This window comes from Streptohalobacillus salinus, assembly GCF_003201605.1.
GTDB classification, from domain to species: domain Bacteria; phylum Bacillota; class Bacilli; order Bacillales; family Amphibacillaceae; genus Streptohalobacillus; species Streptohalobacillus salinus.
The window spans coordinates 59,650-76,878 of record NZ_QJJR01000010.1; the positions used below are offsets into that span (position 1 = coordinate 59,650).

General features: G+C 40.4%; 14 protein-coding genes, 1 pseudogene and 1 riboswitch. Of the genes and pseudogenes, 4 read left to right on the forward strand and 11 right to left on the reverse strand.

From position 1 onward, the window contains the following. The 4 genes from carB to DES38_RS08960 form a co-directional block, all read right to left on the reverse strand. Entirely contained in the window at positions 1-3,201 is a 3,201-nt protein-coding gene (carB, locus tag DES38_RS08945; RefSeq protein ID WP_110251763.1) for a carbamoyl-phosphate synthase (glutamine-hydrolyzing) large subunit, read from the reverse strand. After that, complete coding sequence (locus DES38_RS08950; RefSeq protein ID WP_110251764.1) at positions 3,194-4,279, reverse strand: carbamoyl phosphate synthase small subunit; 1,086 nt, start codon at positions 4,277-4,279, stop codon at positions 3,194-3,196. Before DES38_RS08950 ends, carB begins: the two co-directional genes overlap by 8 nt. Positions 4,280-4,428: 149 nt before the next feature. After that, a complete protein-coding gene (gene argH / locus DES38_RS08955) occupies positions 4,429-5,841 on the reverse strand; it encodes an argininosuccinate lyase (RefSeq protein ID WP_110251765.1) in 1,413 nt (470 codons plus the stop codon). Then, positions 5,838-7,097: an argininosuccinate synthase gene (locus DES38_RS08960; RefSeq protein ID WP_110251766.1), complete on the reverse strand. Its 1,260-nt coding sequence runs from the start codon at positions 7,095-7,097 to the stop codon at positions 5,838-5,840. Before DES38_RS08960 ends, argH begins: the two co-directional genes overlap by 4 nt. 278 nt (positions 7,098-7,375) lie before the next feature. Between DES38_RS08960 and DES38_RS08965 the strand changes: the two genes are divergently transcribed. Continuing rightward, on the forward strand, positions 7,376-8,341 hold the full coding sequence (locus tag DES38_RS08965) for a DUF4349 domain-containing protein (protein WP_170114377.1): 966 nt from the start codon (positions 7,376-7,378) through the stop codon (positions 8,339-8,341). Positions 8,342-8,422: 81 nt separating this feature from the next. Here DES38_RS08965 and ddlA read toward each other — a convergent pair whose 3' ends face one another. Together ddlA and DES38_RS08975 are read right to left on the reverse strand one after the other, a co-directional pair. Next, positions 8,423-9,520: a D-alanine--D-alanine ligase gene (gene ddlA, locus DES38_RS08970; protein ID WP_110251768.1), complete on the reverse strand. Its 1,098-nt coding sequence runs from the start codon at positions 9,518-9,520 to the stop codon at positions 8,423-8,425. Positions 9,521-9,547: 27 nt separating this feature from the next. Further along, complete coding sequence (locus tag DES38_RS08975) at positions 9,548-9,988, reverse strand: DUF4064 domain-containing protein (protein WP_110251769.1); 441 nt, start codon at positions 9,986-9,988, stop codon at positions 9,548-9,550. 220 nt (positions 9,989-10,208) lie between these two features. Here DES38_RS08975 and DES38_RS08980 point away from each other — a divergent pair, with 220 nt between their 5' ends. Together DES38_RS08980 and DES38_RS08985 are read left to right on the forward strand one after the other, a co-directional pair. Then, complete coding sequence (locus tag DES38_RS08980; protein ID WP_110251770.1) at positions 10,209-10,550, forward strand: P-II family nitrogen regulator; 342 nt, start codon at positions 10,209-10,211, stop codon at positions 10,548-10,550. A gap of 23 nt (positions 10,551-10,573) precedes the next feature. Continuing rightward, positions 10,574-11,929 carry an ammonium transporter gene (locus tag DES38_RS08985; protein ID WP_425450540.1) on the forward strand — a complete coding sequence of 452 codons (1,356 nt, stop codon included), beginning with the start codon at positions 10,574-10,576 and terminating at the stop codon, positions 11,927-11,929. Positions 11,930-12,035: 106 nt separating this feature from the next. Here DES38_RS08985 and DES38_RS08990 read toward each other — a convergent pair whose 3' ends face one another. From DES38_RS08990 to lepB, 5 genes are all read right to left on the reverse strand, one after another. Further along, positions 12,036-12,560, reverse strand: coding sequence for a type 1 glutamine amidotransferase domain-containing protein (locus DES38_RS08990; protein ID WP_110251771.1), 525 nt, complete (start codon positions 12,558-12,560; stop codon positions 12,036-12,038). A gap of 66 nt (positions 12,561-12,626) precedes the next feature. Then, positions 12,627-13,262, reverse strand: a complete 636-nt coding sequence (gene thiE / locus DES38_RS08995) for a thiamine phosphate synthase (RefSeq protein ID WP_110251772.1) — start codon at positions 13,260-13,262, stop codon at positions 12,627-12,629. Continuing rightward, positions 13,255-14,043, reverse strand: a complete 789-nt coding sequence (gene thiM / locus DES38_RS09000) for a hydroxyethylthiazole kinase (protein WP_245881996.1) — start codon at positions 14,041-14,043, stop codon at positions 13,255-13,257. Before thiM ends, thiE begins: the two co-directional genes overlap by 8 nt. Next, positions 14,030-14,881: a bifunctional hydroxymethylpyrimidine kinase/phosphomethylpyrimidine kinase gene (thiD, locus tag DES38_RS09005; RefSeq protein ID WP_110251774.1), complete on the reverse strand. Its 852-nt coding sequence runs from the start codon at positions 14,879-14,881 to the stop codon at positions 14,030-14,032. Before thiD ends, thiM begins: the two co-directional genes overlap by 14 nt. A gap of 74 nt (positions 14,882-14,955) precedes the next feature. Further along, positions 14,956-15,061, reverse strand: a riboswitch (TPP riboswitch). A 52-nt stretch (positions 15,062-15,113) separates the two neighbouring features. Then, complete coding sequence (lepB, locus tag DES38_RS09010; RefSeq protein WP_110251775.1) at positions 15,114-15,635, reverse strand: signal peptidase I; 522 nt, start codon at positions 15,633-15,635, stop codon at positions 15,114-15,116. Between the two features lie 311 nt (positions 15,636-15,946). Here lepB and DES38_RS12250 point away from each other — a divergent pair. After that, positions 15,947-16,824: pseudogene (locus tag DES38_RS12250) on the forward strand (IS1634 family transposase); the annotation flags it as partial. Between the last annotated feature and the right edge of the window lie 405 nt (positions 16,825-17,229).

Here is a 17,229-nt window from a genome sequence, read left to right on the forward strand (position 1 = left end):
CTACACCTCTACTTTCACTTCTTGTAACGCCCGGTAGGCTTGAATTGTTTTCGGTTGCGCAATTGACGCACCTAGACTTGTTAAAAAGGCAGCTAATGTTTCTGCTCTGCTATACACCTCTACGCCTTCAGTGAGTGCTTTAAGGCGTAGCGTTAAGCTTGATTGGTCTAAGATCAGTTGCAAATGACCGGCTTCAAGTAGATCAATCACTTCTGCTTCGGTTACCTGTTGTCCATGCGTATAGCCCAATACCGCTAGTGCCTCTTGGGCTGCTTGATTGACATAAACATGGCCATTCAGTTCATTTAAGGCTTCAGCAAGTGCGGGCGATACCGCATGAGTTCCAATATAAAGTCCAGCTTCTGTTGTGAATGTCGTATTTCTTTCTGACTTAAACCCAAAGGCTTTTTGCAACGCTTCGTTAACCGTCATGCCTAAACCAATCGCTTCACCTGTTGAACGCATTTCCGGTTGCAAGAGTGGGTCAACGTCTGTCAATTTACCGGATGAGAACACAGGAATCTTCACGGCATAAAACGGAATATCCGCTTGTAAACCTAGCGGCATACCAAACGCATCAATCGATTGCCCCATTTGAATCCTTACCGCTAAGTCGACCATCTCGATACCGGTAACTTTACTCGCAATTGGTACCGTACGTGATGCCCGCGGATTCACTTCTAAGCAGTAAATCGTTTTTTCATCTTTACTTAATACAAATTGAATATTCATGATTCCTTTTACTTGTAATGCTTCTGCAATTTTCGCTGTATACGTTTCAATCTGCTGCTTGTGTTTCTTTGTCAGGGAGGGCGCCGGGAAGATTGCCATGCTATCACCAGAGTGCACCCCTGCTTTTTCTACATGCTCAAAAATACCAGGAATGATTACTTTTCCGTTCTCACAGACAGCATCAATCTCAACTTCTTTTCCTTCAATAAATTGATCAACTAACAACGGGAAAATCCGTGAAGATGGTTTCTCCTTAATCATACCCGTCAAATAACTCGTTAATGTGGCTTCGTCCTCAGCAATCATCATTCCTTGACCCCCGATAACATAAGAGGGACGGATCAAGACTGGATAACCCATTGTTTTCGCAATGTTCTTTGCCTCATCAAATGAATCGACCGTTTGACCAGGAATATGTGGAATGTTTAATGTGCGCAGCAACTGATAAAACTGTTTACGATCTTCAGTCACATCGATCATATTTAGCGATGTCCCAACGACGTTAATGCCGCGCTTGGATAAACCTTCTGCTAAATTAATCGCTGTCTGACCGCCAAACTGGACGAGCACACCATCCGCTTGTTCTTTATTAACAATTTGCTCGACATCTTCCACCGTTAAAGGTTCAAAGTATAGATGATCAGCAGTTGAGTAATCGGTACTGACCGTTTCCGGGTTGTTATTGACAACCACCGAATCAATCCCCTGATCTTTTAATGAAAAAGCGGCATGCACGGAACAATAATCAAACTCTACACCTTGACCAATTCGAATCGGACCTGAACCTAAGACGACCATCCGTCTTTTTTTCGTCAGTGGCTCGACCTCATCATATTCTTGCCATGAACTATAAAAGTACGGTGTCTCTGCTTGAAATTCTGCTGCACAAGTATCGACCATCTTATAACTCGCAGATAGGCCGTTAGCTTTTAAATGATCATTAACTTCTTCCACCGATGCATCCAGCGCTTCACTTAAGAATGGTTCCGATACACTAAGTTTTTTCGCTTGGATTAACTCATCCATCGAGACCGTTGCTAACGTCTTCATCGATAAATGCTGTTCTAAATCGACTAAGTCTTTGCATTCATTTAAGAAATAGCGGGTAATTAAAGTGATGTCATGTAATTGTTCCACACGCATTCCCCGTCTAAACGCTTCTGCGAGTAAAAATAAACGTTGATCTGTTGGATGGGTAAGTCCAGCAATGAGCGCTTCCTCCGTGAGTTCGTGAGTAAAAGGTGCATCAAAGTGCGTTAAGCCAATCTCTAATGAACGAATCGCTTTATTTAAGGCTGCTTTAAAGTTCCGACCGAGTGCCATTACTTCACCTGTGGCCTTCATTTGTGTACCAAGAGTGCGTTCCGCTTGATAGAACTTATCAAATGGCCAACGCGGAATCTTTAATGCCACATAATCGATTGTCGGTTCAAAACTTGCGTACGTGTAACCGGTAATTGGATTAAGTACTTCATCTAAATGAAAACCTAAAGCTAATTTTGCAGCAATTCTGGCGATTGGATAACCTGTGGCTTTTGAAGCGAGTGCACTAGAACGACTAACCCGAGGATTAACTTCGATAATGATATAATCATTAGTCAATGGATTTAAAGCAAACTGGATATTACAACCACCCACCACGCCGAGTTCACGAATAACTTTAAGCGATGATGCCCGTAACATTTGATGTTGTTGATCAGTAAGTGTTTGCGTCGGGGCGACAACAATACTATCCCCTGTATGCACTCCAACCGCGTCAATGTTTTCCATATTACAAATGATTACAGCGGTATCATTTCCATCACGCATCACTTCATATTCAATTTCTTTCCAACCTTTGACCGATTGTTCGATGAGTACTTGATGGATTGGACTTTGATGCAAACCGTTTTTAACGATTTTAATCATTTCTGCTTCATCATTCGCAATTCCACCACCGGCACCACCTAGCGTGTAAGCTGGACGAACAATAATTGGATAGCCTAAGTGATTCGCAAACTCAATTGCTGCTTCTATTGTTTCACATGTTTGACTGTTTGCGACCGGTTCATTAATTTCAGTCATCATTGCTTTAAAAATTTCTCGATCTTCACCCTTTTCAATCGTTTCAAGAGGCGTACCCAGCAAGGTAACATGATGTGCTTCCAGTACACCTGCATCCGTTAACGCCGTCGCTAAATTTAGGCCTGTTTGGCCACCTAAGGTCGGTAATAGCCCATCAGGTTTTTCAATGGCAATGATCTTCGCTAAGCTTTCTACTGTTAACGGCTCTAAATAAATGTGATCCGCAATGTTTTCGTCAGTCATAATCGTAGCTGGATTATTATTAACGAGGACGACTTCGATATCTTCTTCTTTTAAAGCGAGACAGGCCTGAGTGCCTGCGTAATCAAATTCAGCAGCTTGACCGATCACAATCGGCCCAGAGCCAATCACTAATACTTTTTTTATGTCTGGTAACTTAGGCATAGACACGCACCCCTTTTTCTTTCACAAGTTGAACGAACTCATCAATAATATACGTTGAGTCCCACGGTCCTGGATTTGCCTCTGGGTGAAATTGTACAGATTGAACCAGTAAATCTTTATGTTTCAACCCTTCAATTGAACCATCATTTACGTTTAAATAGCTAACTTCAAACGGCGAGTCACATATGCCATCTTCAGCAACCACAAAGCCATGATTTTGCGAGGTCATTGTCACTTGATTTGTCTTTACTGCTTTAACTGGATGATTTCCACCACGGTGACCATACGGTAATTTCTCGGTTTTACACCCATAGCTGAGTGCTAACAACTGGTGACCTAGGCATATACCAAAGCTTGGAAATGTCGCACTAATTTCCTTTACTGATGGAAGCTGATCGACCAAATCCATCGGATCACCAGGTCCGTTTGAGAATAAAACACCATCTACCTCATGATGCTCAAGCGTTTGTTTCGTTGTATCGTAGGGGAAAACTGTCACTTTCACATCATTTTTTAATAAGGCATTAATGATTGATTGTTTCTGACCATAATCAATTACCCCAATATGTAGGGCATCCTCTGTTTGTTCGCCGAAGCTGATTGGTTTTCTCACTGAAACCGACGGCACCAATCCCGTTTGTACTTGCGTCAACTGAACGTGATCGTCAGCTGTTGGGGTGATTTTTCCAAAAACATTGCCATGTTTACGGATTAATTTTGTTAGATGACGTGTATCAATATCATAAATAACCGGCATTTGTTTTTTAGTGACGTAGTCAAGTAACGAGGTTGTTGATGTTGGATGATCAGGGTGTAAGCAAGGTGTTTGAATAATTAACGCACTTGCCCCGTAAGCCACACTTTCACCAATCGATTCATTTATTCCGTAGTTTCCAATTAAAGGATATGTTAAGGTAACCAGCTGCCCTTGATAAGAAGGATCAGTCATTACCTCTTGATAACCCATCATTGATGTATTAAAAACAACTTCTCCCTCAACGGTCTGTGGCTTCCCTAAATACTTTCCTGTTAACACATCGCCCGTATTTAAAACAATGTATGCTGTCTGTGCTGTCATTGTTCTTCCTCCCATCATAACTTTGGTGGTGAAACCTTTTCTATATGTGTTAAATCTTTTATATTCAAATTTAATATTTATACAATTAAACTAATATTTATACATTGATAAGCGAAACAAAACTAGCCGAAGCTAGTTAGCTGTTTCTACTATTTTAATAATGTTGCCATTTCTTTTAACCACTGCTTGTTTTTCACGATGGCTTGCTCCGCTTGTTCAAATTGCCACAGCACACTTTCTAGAGCAGTCCCACCTTTTGCTTTTCTTGCATTGACGACAGCCATTGGATCGAGCACCTCAAAAATATCTGCTTCAATTACATCAGAAAACTGCTTGAATTCTTCAAGAGTAAGATCAAGCAAATACTTTTTGTTTTGAATCGAGGTCAAGACAGCTTCACCAACAACCGCATGTGCTTCTCTAAACGGTAAACCTTTCACGACAAGATAGTCTGCCAAATCAGTCGCATTTGAATAATCATTCCGTACTGCGTCATACATGACATCTTTATGGACATTCATTGTTTCAATCATCGGCGCAAATAAACCAAGCGCCCCGACAAGTGTGTCAACTGTGTCAAACATTCCTTCTTTGTCTTCCTGCATGTCTTTATTATAAGCAAGCGGTAACCCTTTTAAGGTTGTTAGTAACCCGGTTAAATTCCCGTACACACGGCCTGTTTTACCTCTAACGAGTTCTGGAACATCTGGATTCTTTTTCTGCGGCATCATACTTGATCCGGTACAAAAAGCATCATCTAGTTCGATAAAGTTAAACTCTTGACTTGACCATTGTACCAATTCTTCTGATAACCGTGACAAGTGCATCATCACTAACGATGCATCGGCCAAAAACTCAACAACAAAGTCTCGGTCACTGACTGAATCTAAACTGTTTTCAGTGAGCGCATCAAAGTGTAAAATCTCTTTTACTTTATCGCGATCAATTGGAAATGAGGTACCCGCTAAAGCCCCCGCCCCGAGCGGAGACTTATTGATCCGTTTAAAGCTATCAATTAACCGATCGATATCACGACCAATCATGAATACATAAGCCATCAAATGATGAGCAAACAAGACAGGTTGTGCCCGTTGTAAATGGGTATAACCTGGTAAAATTGTTTCAGTGTTTGCTTTCGCTTGTGTTAACAACGCCTGTTGAACGTTTTGTAAAAGTTCAACAATGGTAACAACCTGATCCCTTAAATAGAGGCGCATGTCTAAAGCAATTTGATCATTCCGACTCCGACCGGTATGCAGTTTGCCACCAACGCTACCAACTTCATCAATCAATAATTTTTCAACGTTCATATGAATATCTTCGTTTTCCTCAGTGAGCACATCTTTGTTATCTTTAATCAACTGGTCGACTTTCTTTAAACCTGCTGCAATTTGTTCTTTTTCTTCTTCTTTAATGATGCCAGCAGAAGCTAACATGTCAACGTGGGCGAGACTTCCTAAAATATCATAGGTCGCCAACTTTTGATCAAATGAAATCGATGCTGTATATTCATCCACTAATTCGTTTGTTGGTTTAGTAAAACGTCCGCCCCATAGCTTCATTGCTTGACCGCTTCCTTTATATCGACCGATGTTTTAGTCATCGATTGAGGTTTATGTTGTTGTGCACCTGTTACTGTTTCATGCACTTGTGTTGGTAACCCCCACAGTTTGATGAAACCAAGTGCAGCGTCATGATCAAACTGATCGCCTGTAGAATATGTTGCAAGATCCATATCATAGAGTGAGTACTCTGATTTTCTTCCGACAACCATTGCTTGGCCTTTGTATAACTTCACTTTCACCACACCAGATACATATTTTTGCGTTTCAACAATAAAGGCTTTTAGCGCATCCGTTAATGGCGAATACCATAATGCATCATAGACAGATTGGGCGAATTTTTGCTCAACGATTGGTTTGAATTGCGATACTTCTCTTGGTAGGGTCAACGCCTCAAGTTCTTGGTGCGCAGCAATCAACGTAACACCTGCTGGCGCTTCATAAATCTCTCTTGATTTAATCCCAACTAACCGGTTCTCCACATGATCAATCCGACCTACACCATGCTTACCTGCAATTTTATTTAGCTCTAAAATAAGTTCATGTAGCGGATACGCTTGCCCGTTAATTTCCGTTGGCTTACCTGCTTTGAAGGTAAGTTCAATTGTTTCTGGTGTATCGGGTGCGTCAACTGGATCCGTAGTTAAATCAAACGCATCTTTCGGTGCTTCTGCCCAAGGATTCTCTAAAATACCACACTCATTACTTCTTCCCCAAAGATTTTGATCAATGCTGTAAGGACTTTCTTTACCCACCGGCACTGGAATACCATGTTTCTCAGCATAAGCAAACTCTTCATCCCGTGTCATTTTCCACTCTCTTACTGGAGCAACAATCTTCAAGTTAGGATTAAGCGCTGTAAAGGCAACATCAAACCGTACTTGATCATTTCCTTTTCCTGTACAACCATGTGCAACAGCAACAGCGCCTTCTTGTTCCGCAATATCAACAAGTACTTTAGCGATAAGTGGTCTTGATAGTGCTGAAATCAATGGATATTTTCCTTCATACATTAAGTTTGCTTGTAATGCAGGTAGTACATACTCTTCGGCGAATAATTCTCTTGCATCGACTGAATAAGATTTGATTGCTCCTACATCAATCGCTTTTTTCTTAACGAACTCTAAATCTTTACCTTCCCCAACATCAAGTCCAACTGCAATAACGTCATAGTTATATTGATCTTGTAACCATTTAATTGCCACCGATGTGTCAAGTCCTCCTGAATACGCTAAAACGATTTTGTCTTTTGCCATAATAATCCGCTCCCTTTTATATAGTCTCATTGTTTATATGATTGAATTGATTCTGATACCTTGTGTATCATTATGCATGATAAAGAATAAAAATGCAACCCTAAACAATGAATTATTTTTATCTTTTTAGGGAATAGACTATATAACAGCTAGAAAAGTAGGATGAAAAGGGATTCAAAATTGAATATGCACAAAAATCTATATTTATTCATTTTGAAACGTTTTTATGCATGATAACGACTAATCAGTTAGCAGGACAATTTGAAGGAGGGATTGAGATGAAGATTAAACAGTTATTCTTTTGGTTGATTGCTAGTTTACTATTGATTGCCGCTTGTAGTAGTGACGATACAACTAGTGAGTCAACCAGAGACGATTCAGCCGTTGATATGGACATGGCAATCGAAGAAGGTGAACAATCACAGGACGCGGCCACATCTGGATTAAACGACAACGCGGGTAACGATGAAACTTCGGCACCGCGGGACGATTTAAATGTCGAAATCGATGTCAATCGGAAGATCATGTATAATGCATTCCTTTCATTAACCACGAAAGACTATGAAACAGCCTCACGTTTTATCGAGGAAGAAACGCGCGCCATTGACGGTTATCTGATCAATAAAGAAATCATCACTTATGAAAATAATGAGCGTCAGGCCGATTACACCTTACGCATTCCTGAACCAGAACTTGAATCGTTTCTTTCTACGATCAAATCAGGAAGTGTGTCAGTTAATCATGAAAGCATCAGCGGGGAAGATGTCACAGACCAGTACGTTGATTTAGAAACGCGACTTAACACGCGCGAACAATTAGAAGCACGCTTACTTGAATTTATGGAAGAAGCAGAGTCAACAGAGGATCTCCTTGCCATTTCTCGAGACTTAGCTAATGTTCAATATGAAATCGAACAGATTAAAGGTCAACTCACCTATTTTGATAACCGCATCAATTACGCTACAGTGACCATTACACTAAGTGAAGAGAACGTTTCAACCATTAAAGAAGGTGACTTAAATGTTTGGGAACGGACAAAAGAGCAATGGGTGACTAGCTATAATGCTGTAATTGTCTTTTTCTCAAATGCATTTATCTTTATCGTTGGTAACATACCGGCTCTTATTATTTTCTTAATTGTCACTGCCACTATTGCTTTCTTTGTGAGACGACGCTACAAAAAAGACAAACTGACCAAAGGTTCTTCAGACTTAAAAAAAGATGATACCGGTACAAACGATTAAGCGTTTATTATCAAGTAGAAATGTTAAAGGAGACATCTCAACTGAGATGTCTCCTTTAATCGATTAAGACAATAACTACCTTCAGTCACGCGCATTCTTCAACCCTTGTTTACGCTGATGACGCGAAAATGCTAACTGAATTAAGCGATCAATGAGTTCTGGATAACTGATACCTGACAACATCCATAAACGCGGATACATACTAATCTTCGTAAATCCTGGAATTGTGTTGACTTCATTAACTACTAACGTGTCATCCGGCTTAAGGAAGAAATCAACACGCGCCATACCTTCACAATCAAGAATATCAAATACTTGGACCGCTTTATTTTGCACCCGTTCAATTTGTTTATCCGTGAGCTCAGCTGGTGCTGATAAAACGGCGCCTGTTTCATTTATATATTTGGCTTCGTAAGAATAAAAATCAGTTTGTGGCAAGATCTCACCCACCGTTGAAGCGACCGGTACCTCGTTACCAAGTACGGCACATTCAATTTCACGTCCAACCACTGCTTCTTCGATTAATACTTTGTCATCATAAAGAAACGCTTCGTTTATTCCTGCTTCAAAACTCGCTCGGTCTGTCGCTTTAACTACACCAACCGATGACCCCTGGTTCGCTGGTTTGATAAATACAGGTAACCCTAATTGAGTCGTCACATGGCTAAAATCAATCGTATTCTGTTGGTGCGATTTAAAAACAAAACCATCTGCGACAGGAAGACCTGCATCTTTTAATAAACGTTTGGTAAAATCTTTGTCCATACTAACGGCGGAGCCTAGCAGATCGACACCAACAAAGGGTAAATTAAGGGTGCGCACAAGCCCTTGCAAGCTCCCATCTTCACCTAAGGTTCCATGGATCACTGGAAAGATGACATCAATTTGTGGTATGGGATCTCCAGTCTTTGTATTAATAATTTGCTGTTGCGCTTGTCCCGGGATAACTCCAATTGACTGATCAGTTAAATGTAACCGGATCTTTTTCGGGTCATTCGCTTCATCTAAATAATGTGTTTCATCCAGTAGATGCCAAGCACCAAGTTTGTCTACACCTATCAGAACGACATCATAACGTTCTCTGTCGATGGCTTCGATAATATTTTTCGCTGACTGAAGCGAAACTTCGTGCTCAGCAGATTTTCCACCAAATAATATTGCAACTGTTTTTTTAGTCATCGCACTTCTTTCCTTTCAATAACATAATTATTCTACTTGAACTTTTGGTTTTTTAAAGAGGACAAGTACGCCACTTGCCATATAGAGTAAACTACCAAACATCGCTGGGGCAAAACCTAGAATCGCAACAACAGCACCTGATACAAGTAAAAGAATGCCTACCAATTTTGGTTTGAGATTCTTCTTTAAAAAGACAATGCTTATAATGCCCGTTATAATCGTCATCGCACTTAATACTAGAATAATAATCCCGCCTGATTGTAAATTTTCAACAAACACTGAAAACTCCGGTAAATCATATGTTTCCTCTTGATCAGCTTCTAGATCCCCCTGATAGGATTCATATAACTCCATTGCAGCCTCTTCATCATTATGTACAACTAGCATACTAACCCCTTGCACCCCAAAAAATGCAAATACGGCAATACCTAAAATAATTAATATCGTTTCAAATCGTCTAGAAATCATGTTTGTTCTCCTCTCGTTAGTTAACCTATAGCATATTTTAACACAGAAGTTATCAAACTCACTATCAAATCCATCATTGATCTGAAAAAAAGATAGATTCAATAGCAAAGAACTCTAAGGCAATATTTGGCTAAAGGCTTGAATTATCTGAAAATTCCTGTATGATAATTAACATAACTTATGATGTTAGATAACCTAACACGAGAGGAGCGAAACAAAGATGAAAAAGATTGAAGCAATCATTCGTCCAGAAACATTCCAAGAATTACGTGATCAGTTAAGCCAAATTGGTATTTTAGGTTTGACAGTAACTGAGGTCGCGGGTACTGGGAAACAAAAAGGACAAACAGGTGTATTCAGAGGAACATCTTATGAAATAAAGGTCGTTCCCAAAATCAAAGTTGAACTTGTTGTCCCTGTCGAAAAAGTCGAAACAATTATCGATACCATTGTCGAAACGTGTCATACCGACCAGATCGGCGACGGGAAAATCTTCATCTACGCAGTAGAAGATGCTGTACGCATTAGAACTAAAGAACGCGGTAAAGACGCCGTACTATAAAAAACTTAAGGGAGACGATCAATGTGTTTAAGAAAATTGCACTATTACTATTATTTAGTTTTATGTTAGCTTCACCACTATATGCAGAAACAACTGAAGCAACAACAACTGAAACATTAAATATGCTATGGATTATGCTTGCGAGTTTTCTAGTATTCTTTATGCACGCGGGATTCGCTTTAGTCGAATCAGGATTTACACGCGCTAAAAACTCGCTCAACATTATTATGAAAAACTTTTTAACGATTAGTATTGGCCCTATTCTTTTCTACCTTGTCGGTTACGGAATTATGTTTGGTGATACATTCAGTGGTATCATCGGATCGGATAATTTCTTATTATCAGGCGTTGACGATATTGGATTCTTTGTTTTCCAAGCAATGTTCGTTGCAACCTGTGCCACAATCATTTCAGGTGCAGTTGCTGAGCGAATAAAAATCGGGGTTTACGTCATTATTACAATTTTTATGACTGGTGTGATTTACCCAGTTGTCGGTCACTGGATTTGGGCTGACGGTTGGTTAGCTAACTTAGGATTCAGCGATTTCGCTGGTTCAACAGTGGTTCACTTAACTGGAGCAAGTGGAGCACTAACCGTTGTACTATTCCTTGGTGCACGTTATGGAAAATATAAAAATGGTCGTGTTAACGTTATTCCTGGACACAACATTCCAATGGGCGCACTCGGTGTGTTTATCCTTTGGTTAGGTTGGTTCGGATTTAATGGTGGTTCTACCTTAGAAGCAGACCCAACACTTGTGCCAATGGTTGTTGCAACAACTTTAATGGCAAGTGCTGGTGGCTTGATTTCAACTGCACTCTATTCACAATTCCGCTTTAAACAAATTGATGCTTCACTCGCTTTAAACGGTGTGCTCGCTGGTCTTGTCGGTGTAACTGCCGGAACAGCAGAAGTATCAATCCCTGGCGCTATCGCTATTGGCCTTGTATCTGGCGTGTTGTTGGTTGAAGGAATTACCTTTATTGACCGTAAGTTAAAAATTGATGATCCAGTAGGTGCGACAACTGTTCACGGTTTATGCGGGATCTGGGGTACGCTTGCTGTTGGTTTATTCTCGGTTGAATCTGGCTTACTTTACGGACACGGTGCAAGTCAGTTACTTATTCAAGCAATCGGCGTTATCGCAGTTATTGCTTGGACAATGGTAACTGTCGGTGCGTTAACATTTGTAATTACGCGCTTCACTTCAATTCGTGTCTCTGAGAAAGAAGAACGCGTTGGGCTTGATATTTCTGAACACGGCTCAAGCGCTTATTCATTCAATGATACCTTCTCAAGTAAAGAAGCGATTCAACCGAATGATGCTTTTGGCTTAGCTGATCGATTAAATCAGTTATCTGATCAAAAAGCTACGTAAGTCGCTGTCCTTGTAAGTTTAGTTTTAACCCCCAAAACTTGGGCTGCTCACAAAATTGTGAGCAGCCCCTTTTTTTGCATATTCAAAGTGAATCGTAACTTCTCACTTACGCTTTTTCTAAATACTCGACCATTGCTTTTAAATAATCCGGTAAATCCGGCGGCCGTCGACTTGAAATAATATGACCTGAAGTGACAACAGGCACATCCACCCATTCAGCACCTGCATTTTTTAAATCATCAACAATCGCCGTTGTACTCGTTACTTTTACACCTGCGAGGACATCAGCTGAAATAAGTACCCAACCCGCATGACAAATTTGGCCAATTAATTTCTTATCCTTGTCAAACGCCTTAACTAAATCAAGCACTTCTGGATATCGACGTAATTGATCCGGTGCCCAGCCACCAGGTACAAGTAACACATCAAAATCATCAGCCGAGACATCTTTAAACCCAACATCAACCGTACACGGAACCCCATGTTTTCCTGTATACGTTAAATCCTTTTCCTTACCGGCTAGCGTTACCGTCGCACCTGCTTCACGCATACGTAAAACAGGATACCATAATTCTAAATCTTCAAACGCATCTTCCACTAACGCCAATACTTTTACTTTATTTAAATCCATTATCCCACTCCTTTCAAATCTTCTTCACTACTAGTCTTTACCACTCTCCAACACACTTAAACATTCTCAGTCGAAATGGGTACGAAAGGCGCAGATGATTTGATCCGGCTTTTCTGCGGTAGTAATTGCTGAAATGACCGCAACACCTTTCGCTCCACTAGCTTTAACAAGTGCCGCATTTTCAGGTTTAATACCACCAATCGCAACGACAGGTAAGGGATGTACTGCTTTGACAATCGTTGTTAATCCTTCAAGACCAATGGGCGTTTTCGCATCGACCTTTGACGCAGTTGCAAACAAGGGACCAACACCAATATAATCAGCACCTTCCGCCTTTGCTGCGAGTGCTTCTTCGACCGATGTCGTTGAAACGCCAATAAACATTCGTTCCTTTACAACTTTACGTACCTCTTCGATTGGCATATCTTCCTGCCCAACATGAATACCATCTGCACCGATTGTCAGCGCTAAATCAATATCATCATTGATAATAAAAGGCACGTGATAGCGTTGACATATTCGCTTTACTTCCCTTGCAAACTGAATCCGAGCTTGACCTCGATAAGCATCGCTTCCTTTTTCACGCAATTGAAATGCCGTCACACCTCCAGCTAGCGCTCGTTCCACGCTCGCGAGTGGATCATTCTTAAAATTTTGGTGGCCAGCAATGAGGTACATAGATAAATAGCTCGGCTTAAACATCAGCAATCACCACCGTCTGTTTATCCGCCTCCCATTCACTTACGCTTAAGTGATGTAACGCATCTAACATATGCATCTGGAAACTACCTGGACCATGACTGTTCTTTTCCGCTCGTTCACTAGCAACCGTATAGAAACTAACCGCTTCAAGCACCACTTTAGTTACGTCTTGATCAACCGCAAGAAAACTCGCAATGACCGCACCTAATAAACAACCCGTACCAGTGATTAGTGACAGCTGCTTCGTCCCCGTTTTAGAAACAAACCAAGCACCTTCTGTGTAGAGTACATCCTCCTCACCCGTTACAAGCGCAACCGTTCCGTACTTCCGGTAAAAGTCTTTCGTCAGTTGAAACGCATCTTCTGCTGCATCGGCATCAACCCCTCGACCTTTACTTTCACCATAACAAAGCGTATATATCTCGCTACTATTCCCTTTCACCAATGCGATATCAATAGACGCCAACAACTGCCTAACCGTTTCTTTCCTATAGGCTGTCGCACCAACACCTACCGGATCAAGGACAATTGGTATCCCACATTCATTTGCTTTTTTCCCTGCGATAAACATAGATTCTTTCGTCCGTTCCGTTAATGTTCCAATGTTAATCAGCAACGCATCACTTTGAGCTGTCATTTCTGCAACTTCACCACGATCATCAGCCATGACCGGACGGGCACCAAGCGCCAATAAACCATTTGCGGTGAAATTCATTACTACCTGATTGGTGATGCTATGAACCAAAGGTGATTTAACTCTTATCCGTTCAATCGTTACCATCAAAAGATACCTCCTGAACATCGAGCGGTACACTTTTCAACCGGTAACCCCAATGATTGGTCGGTCCATGACCTTTACCAAGCAATAACTGATAACGAATTGCATCGGTAACAAATAGTTTAGCTAACTGAACAGCTTCCAAGATTGTTTTACCTTTGGCTAATTCAGCGGTAATGGCCGCGGCGAAGGTACAACCTGTCCCATGTGTCGCTTCTGTATCAATCCGCTCACTTTCCAGATGTGTCATCATCTTTCCATCATACAAAACATCAATGCAGGTTTCACCTAAATGACCACCCTTTATTACCGCAGCTTTCGCTCCATACACATCCACTAATCGCTCCGCAGCTTTTTCCATGGCTGTTGTCGTTTCAATCGTTTGATCAAGCATAAGCTCTGCTTCTTTAATGTTTGGCGTGACCACTGTCGCACGTGCCAATAATTGATTAACCAAAAAGTCACGCGCGTGTTCTTCCATCAAGACATCACCACTCGTCGCAACCATTACCGGATCGAGCACAAACGGCAATTCCGGAAACCGTTTTAGATAACGAAGAACTGAAGCCATCATTTCTTTTGACGCAATCATACCCGTTTTAATTGCGTATGGGACGATGTCTGAAAATACCGCTTCAAGTTGTTGATCGATAAAGGTCACCGGCAAATGATGCACAGCCGTTACTCCCGTTGTATTCTGGGCAACAACTGATGTCACCACACTCATTCCATATACATAACGCTCTTGAAACGTCTTTAAATCCGCCTGGATACCTGCACCACCACTCGGATCGGTACCAGCTATCGTTAATACTGGACATACTTTTGCATTTGTATTCATAAACTTTCCCTCCTCATTTCAACCATAATAAAAACCGCTCCATTGCGGAGCGGTTTGTTCTATGTTATAGATAGAGGTCACCTGCTCCGCTTCCCTACGCTGGTATTAACCAAATCAGGTTCAAAGGGACCAAAGCCTAAGCTTTATCTCAGCAACTACACGGCGCCCCTAGCGGATGTTTTTATTCGATTGTTATCTTCACCTTAAGTGAAGCATTAATGTTTGTCAACCATCAGTTAATGATACCGATATTCTCTAACGGCCAGATCCGAAAGACAACTTCTCCAATTACTGAAGATGCATCAATTACCCCAAAACTCCTACTGTCTCGACTGATCGGACGGTTGTCGCCAAGCACAAAAAACGAATCTTCTGGCACTACCCCATCCAAGCTATAGTTTCCCGTAAATAATTGATCAGATCCATAACCTTCCTTTTTATCATCTAAATAGACTTCGACATAAGGTGTGTTATTAATGTATAGGACGTCATCTTCAATTTTTATGTGGTCACCTGGTAGACCAATGACACGTTTAACATAGTTCTCATCTTTATCCGGTGCAATAAAAGCAATTTCATCAAACCGGTCAATGTCATGAATTTTACTTATAATGATTCGATCCCCGTCTTGTAGATTCGGGTCCATCGAATCACCTTTTACGATTGAGGGCGTCATTAAGACACCGCGGACGACAACAACAATTAAAAGCGCGATAACAATCGCTTTGAGCCACGAAATAATTTCTTCTATCATTAGTCATTCCTCTTTTTCTTTTAAGGTTACTCTCATTATATACGTCTTGCCAATGAAAATCCATGTCAAGCATCAAAATTTCATTCGTTAACAACCTATAAACCATCCTTACCGAAACTATCTTCTGATTACTCGCAACAAAACATTGAACTACCCCTTCCCAGTACCCGGGAGTTTGATACTTCATTTCTCTAAAAACATGCATAAGCCTTGATACGGCTTATTTTTTATATCGAGTACTCTTTTGTACTATATTGTAATAAGCGTGAAAAATACCGAAACGAGGTCTTGATTATGCGTATTTAAAAAGTACTTCTAAAAATAATCGTCTTTACAATACGTTAGGTAGCCGTGGATTTATTACCACACAATCCATTAAAAAATTGAAACAACACCTTAAAAAATGGGCACTAGACCCTTCGGGTTGGCGGACAAAAGCAAGTGACAAACCGATTCATTTAACGGCTATTAAAGACATTCAAAACAATAAAGAAACGTATTATAAAGAAAGATGGATAAAGGAAAATGATTTGGAACAGCGACTCCTTGTAACCTTCTCACCGAAATACAAGCACTATCAAGAAACCGTTCGTAAGCGTCAAATTGAACGCGCCTTAAAAAAATGGATCATCCTTCATCACTAAAACAGAAACGCGCCAATGATCCATTACGTTTTGTGAAAGTAAAGCACGCAACAACAGATGGAGAAATAGCTGAAAACTTAAAAGTAACACTTGATGGATCCCTTATAGAAAAGGAAGCGCAATATGATGGATTCTACGGTATGTGTACGAACCTAACATCTGATCCTTTAGCATTGATTCACGTGAATCAACGGCGTTGGGAAATAGAAGAGCGCTTCAGAATTATGAAAACAGAGCTGAAATCACGGCCGGTCTATGTAAGAAATGATGATCGAGTTGAAACCCATTTCTTAACTCGTTTCCTCTCTTTACTGATTTATCGTATTCTCGAACAAAAGCTGGATAATAAATTTTCTTGTCAGAAAATCATTAAAACATTAAGAGAAATGAATGTGATGAAGGCATCGGGAGAGGGCTATATACCGCTCTACGAGCGGACGCATTTAACCGATCAATTACATGAATTATTTGGTTTTCGTACTGACTATGAAATTAATACCATTAATAAAATGAAAAATAATTTAAAGCTATCCAAAAAAAATGAAATAGTACTCACTTTTATAACAACACAAAACCTCTCTAAACCCCTAAAAGATAAGGGTTTAGAGAGGTTTTCTTTAAATTAAGTGTCAAACTCGAGATAAAAACCATAAAACCTCAAATCATTTCCACAATATTCCCAAAATAACTATTCATTATATTAAAATTCGCGTTTTTTATATTCATATTCCCTAATTTTATTTCTCTTTTTTTTGTAATAAATATTTCTCCTGAATTGTAAAATCAAATGCATAAACTTTTTTGAATATATCCCAATATATTCAAAAATCTATACTTATACTATTTTAATCGATACGGATGCTTGATTTTTATGCTATACTAGCCACCGCCTTGCGGCGTGCTCTTGACGTAAGTGCCTCTTCTTAGTGAGTCATTTGTTGGGTTCGGGG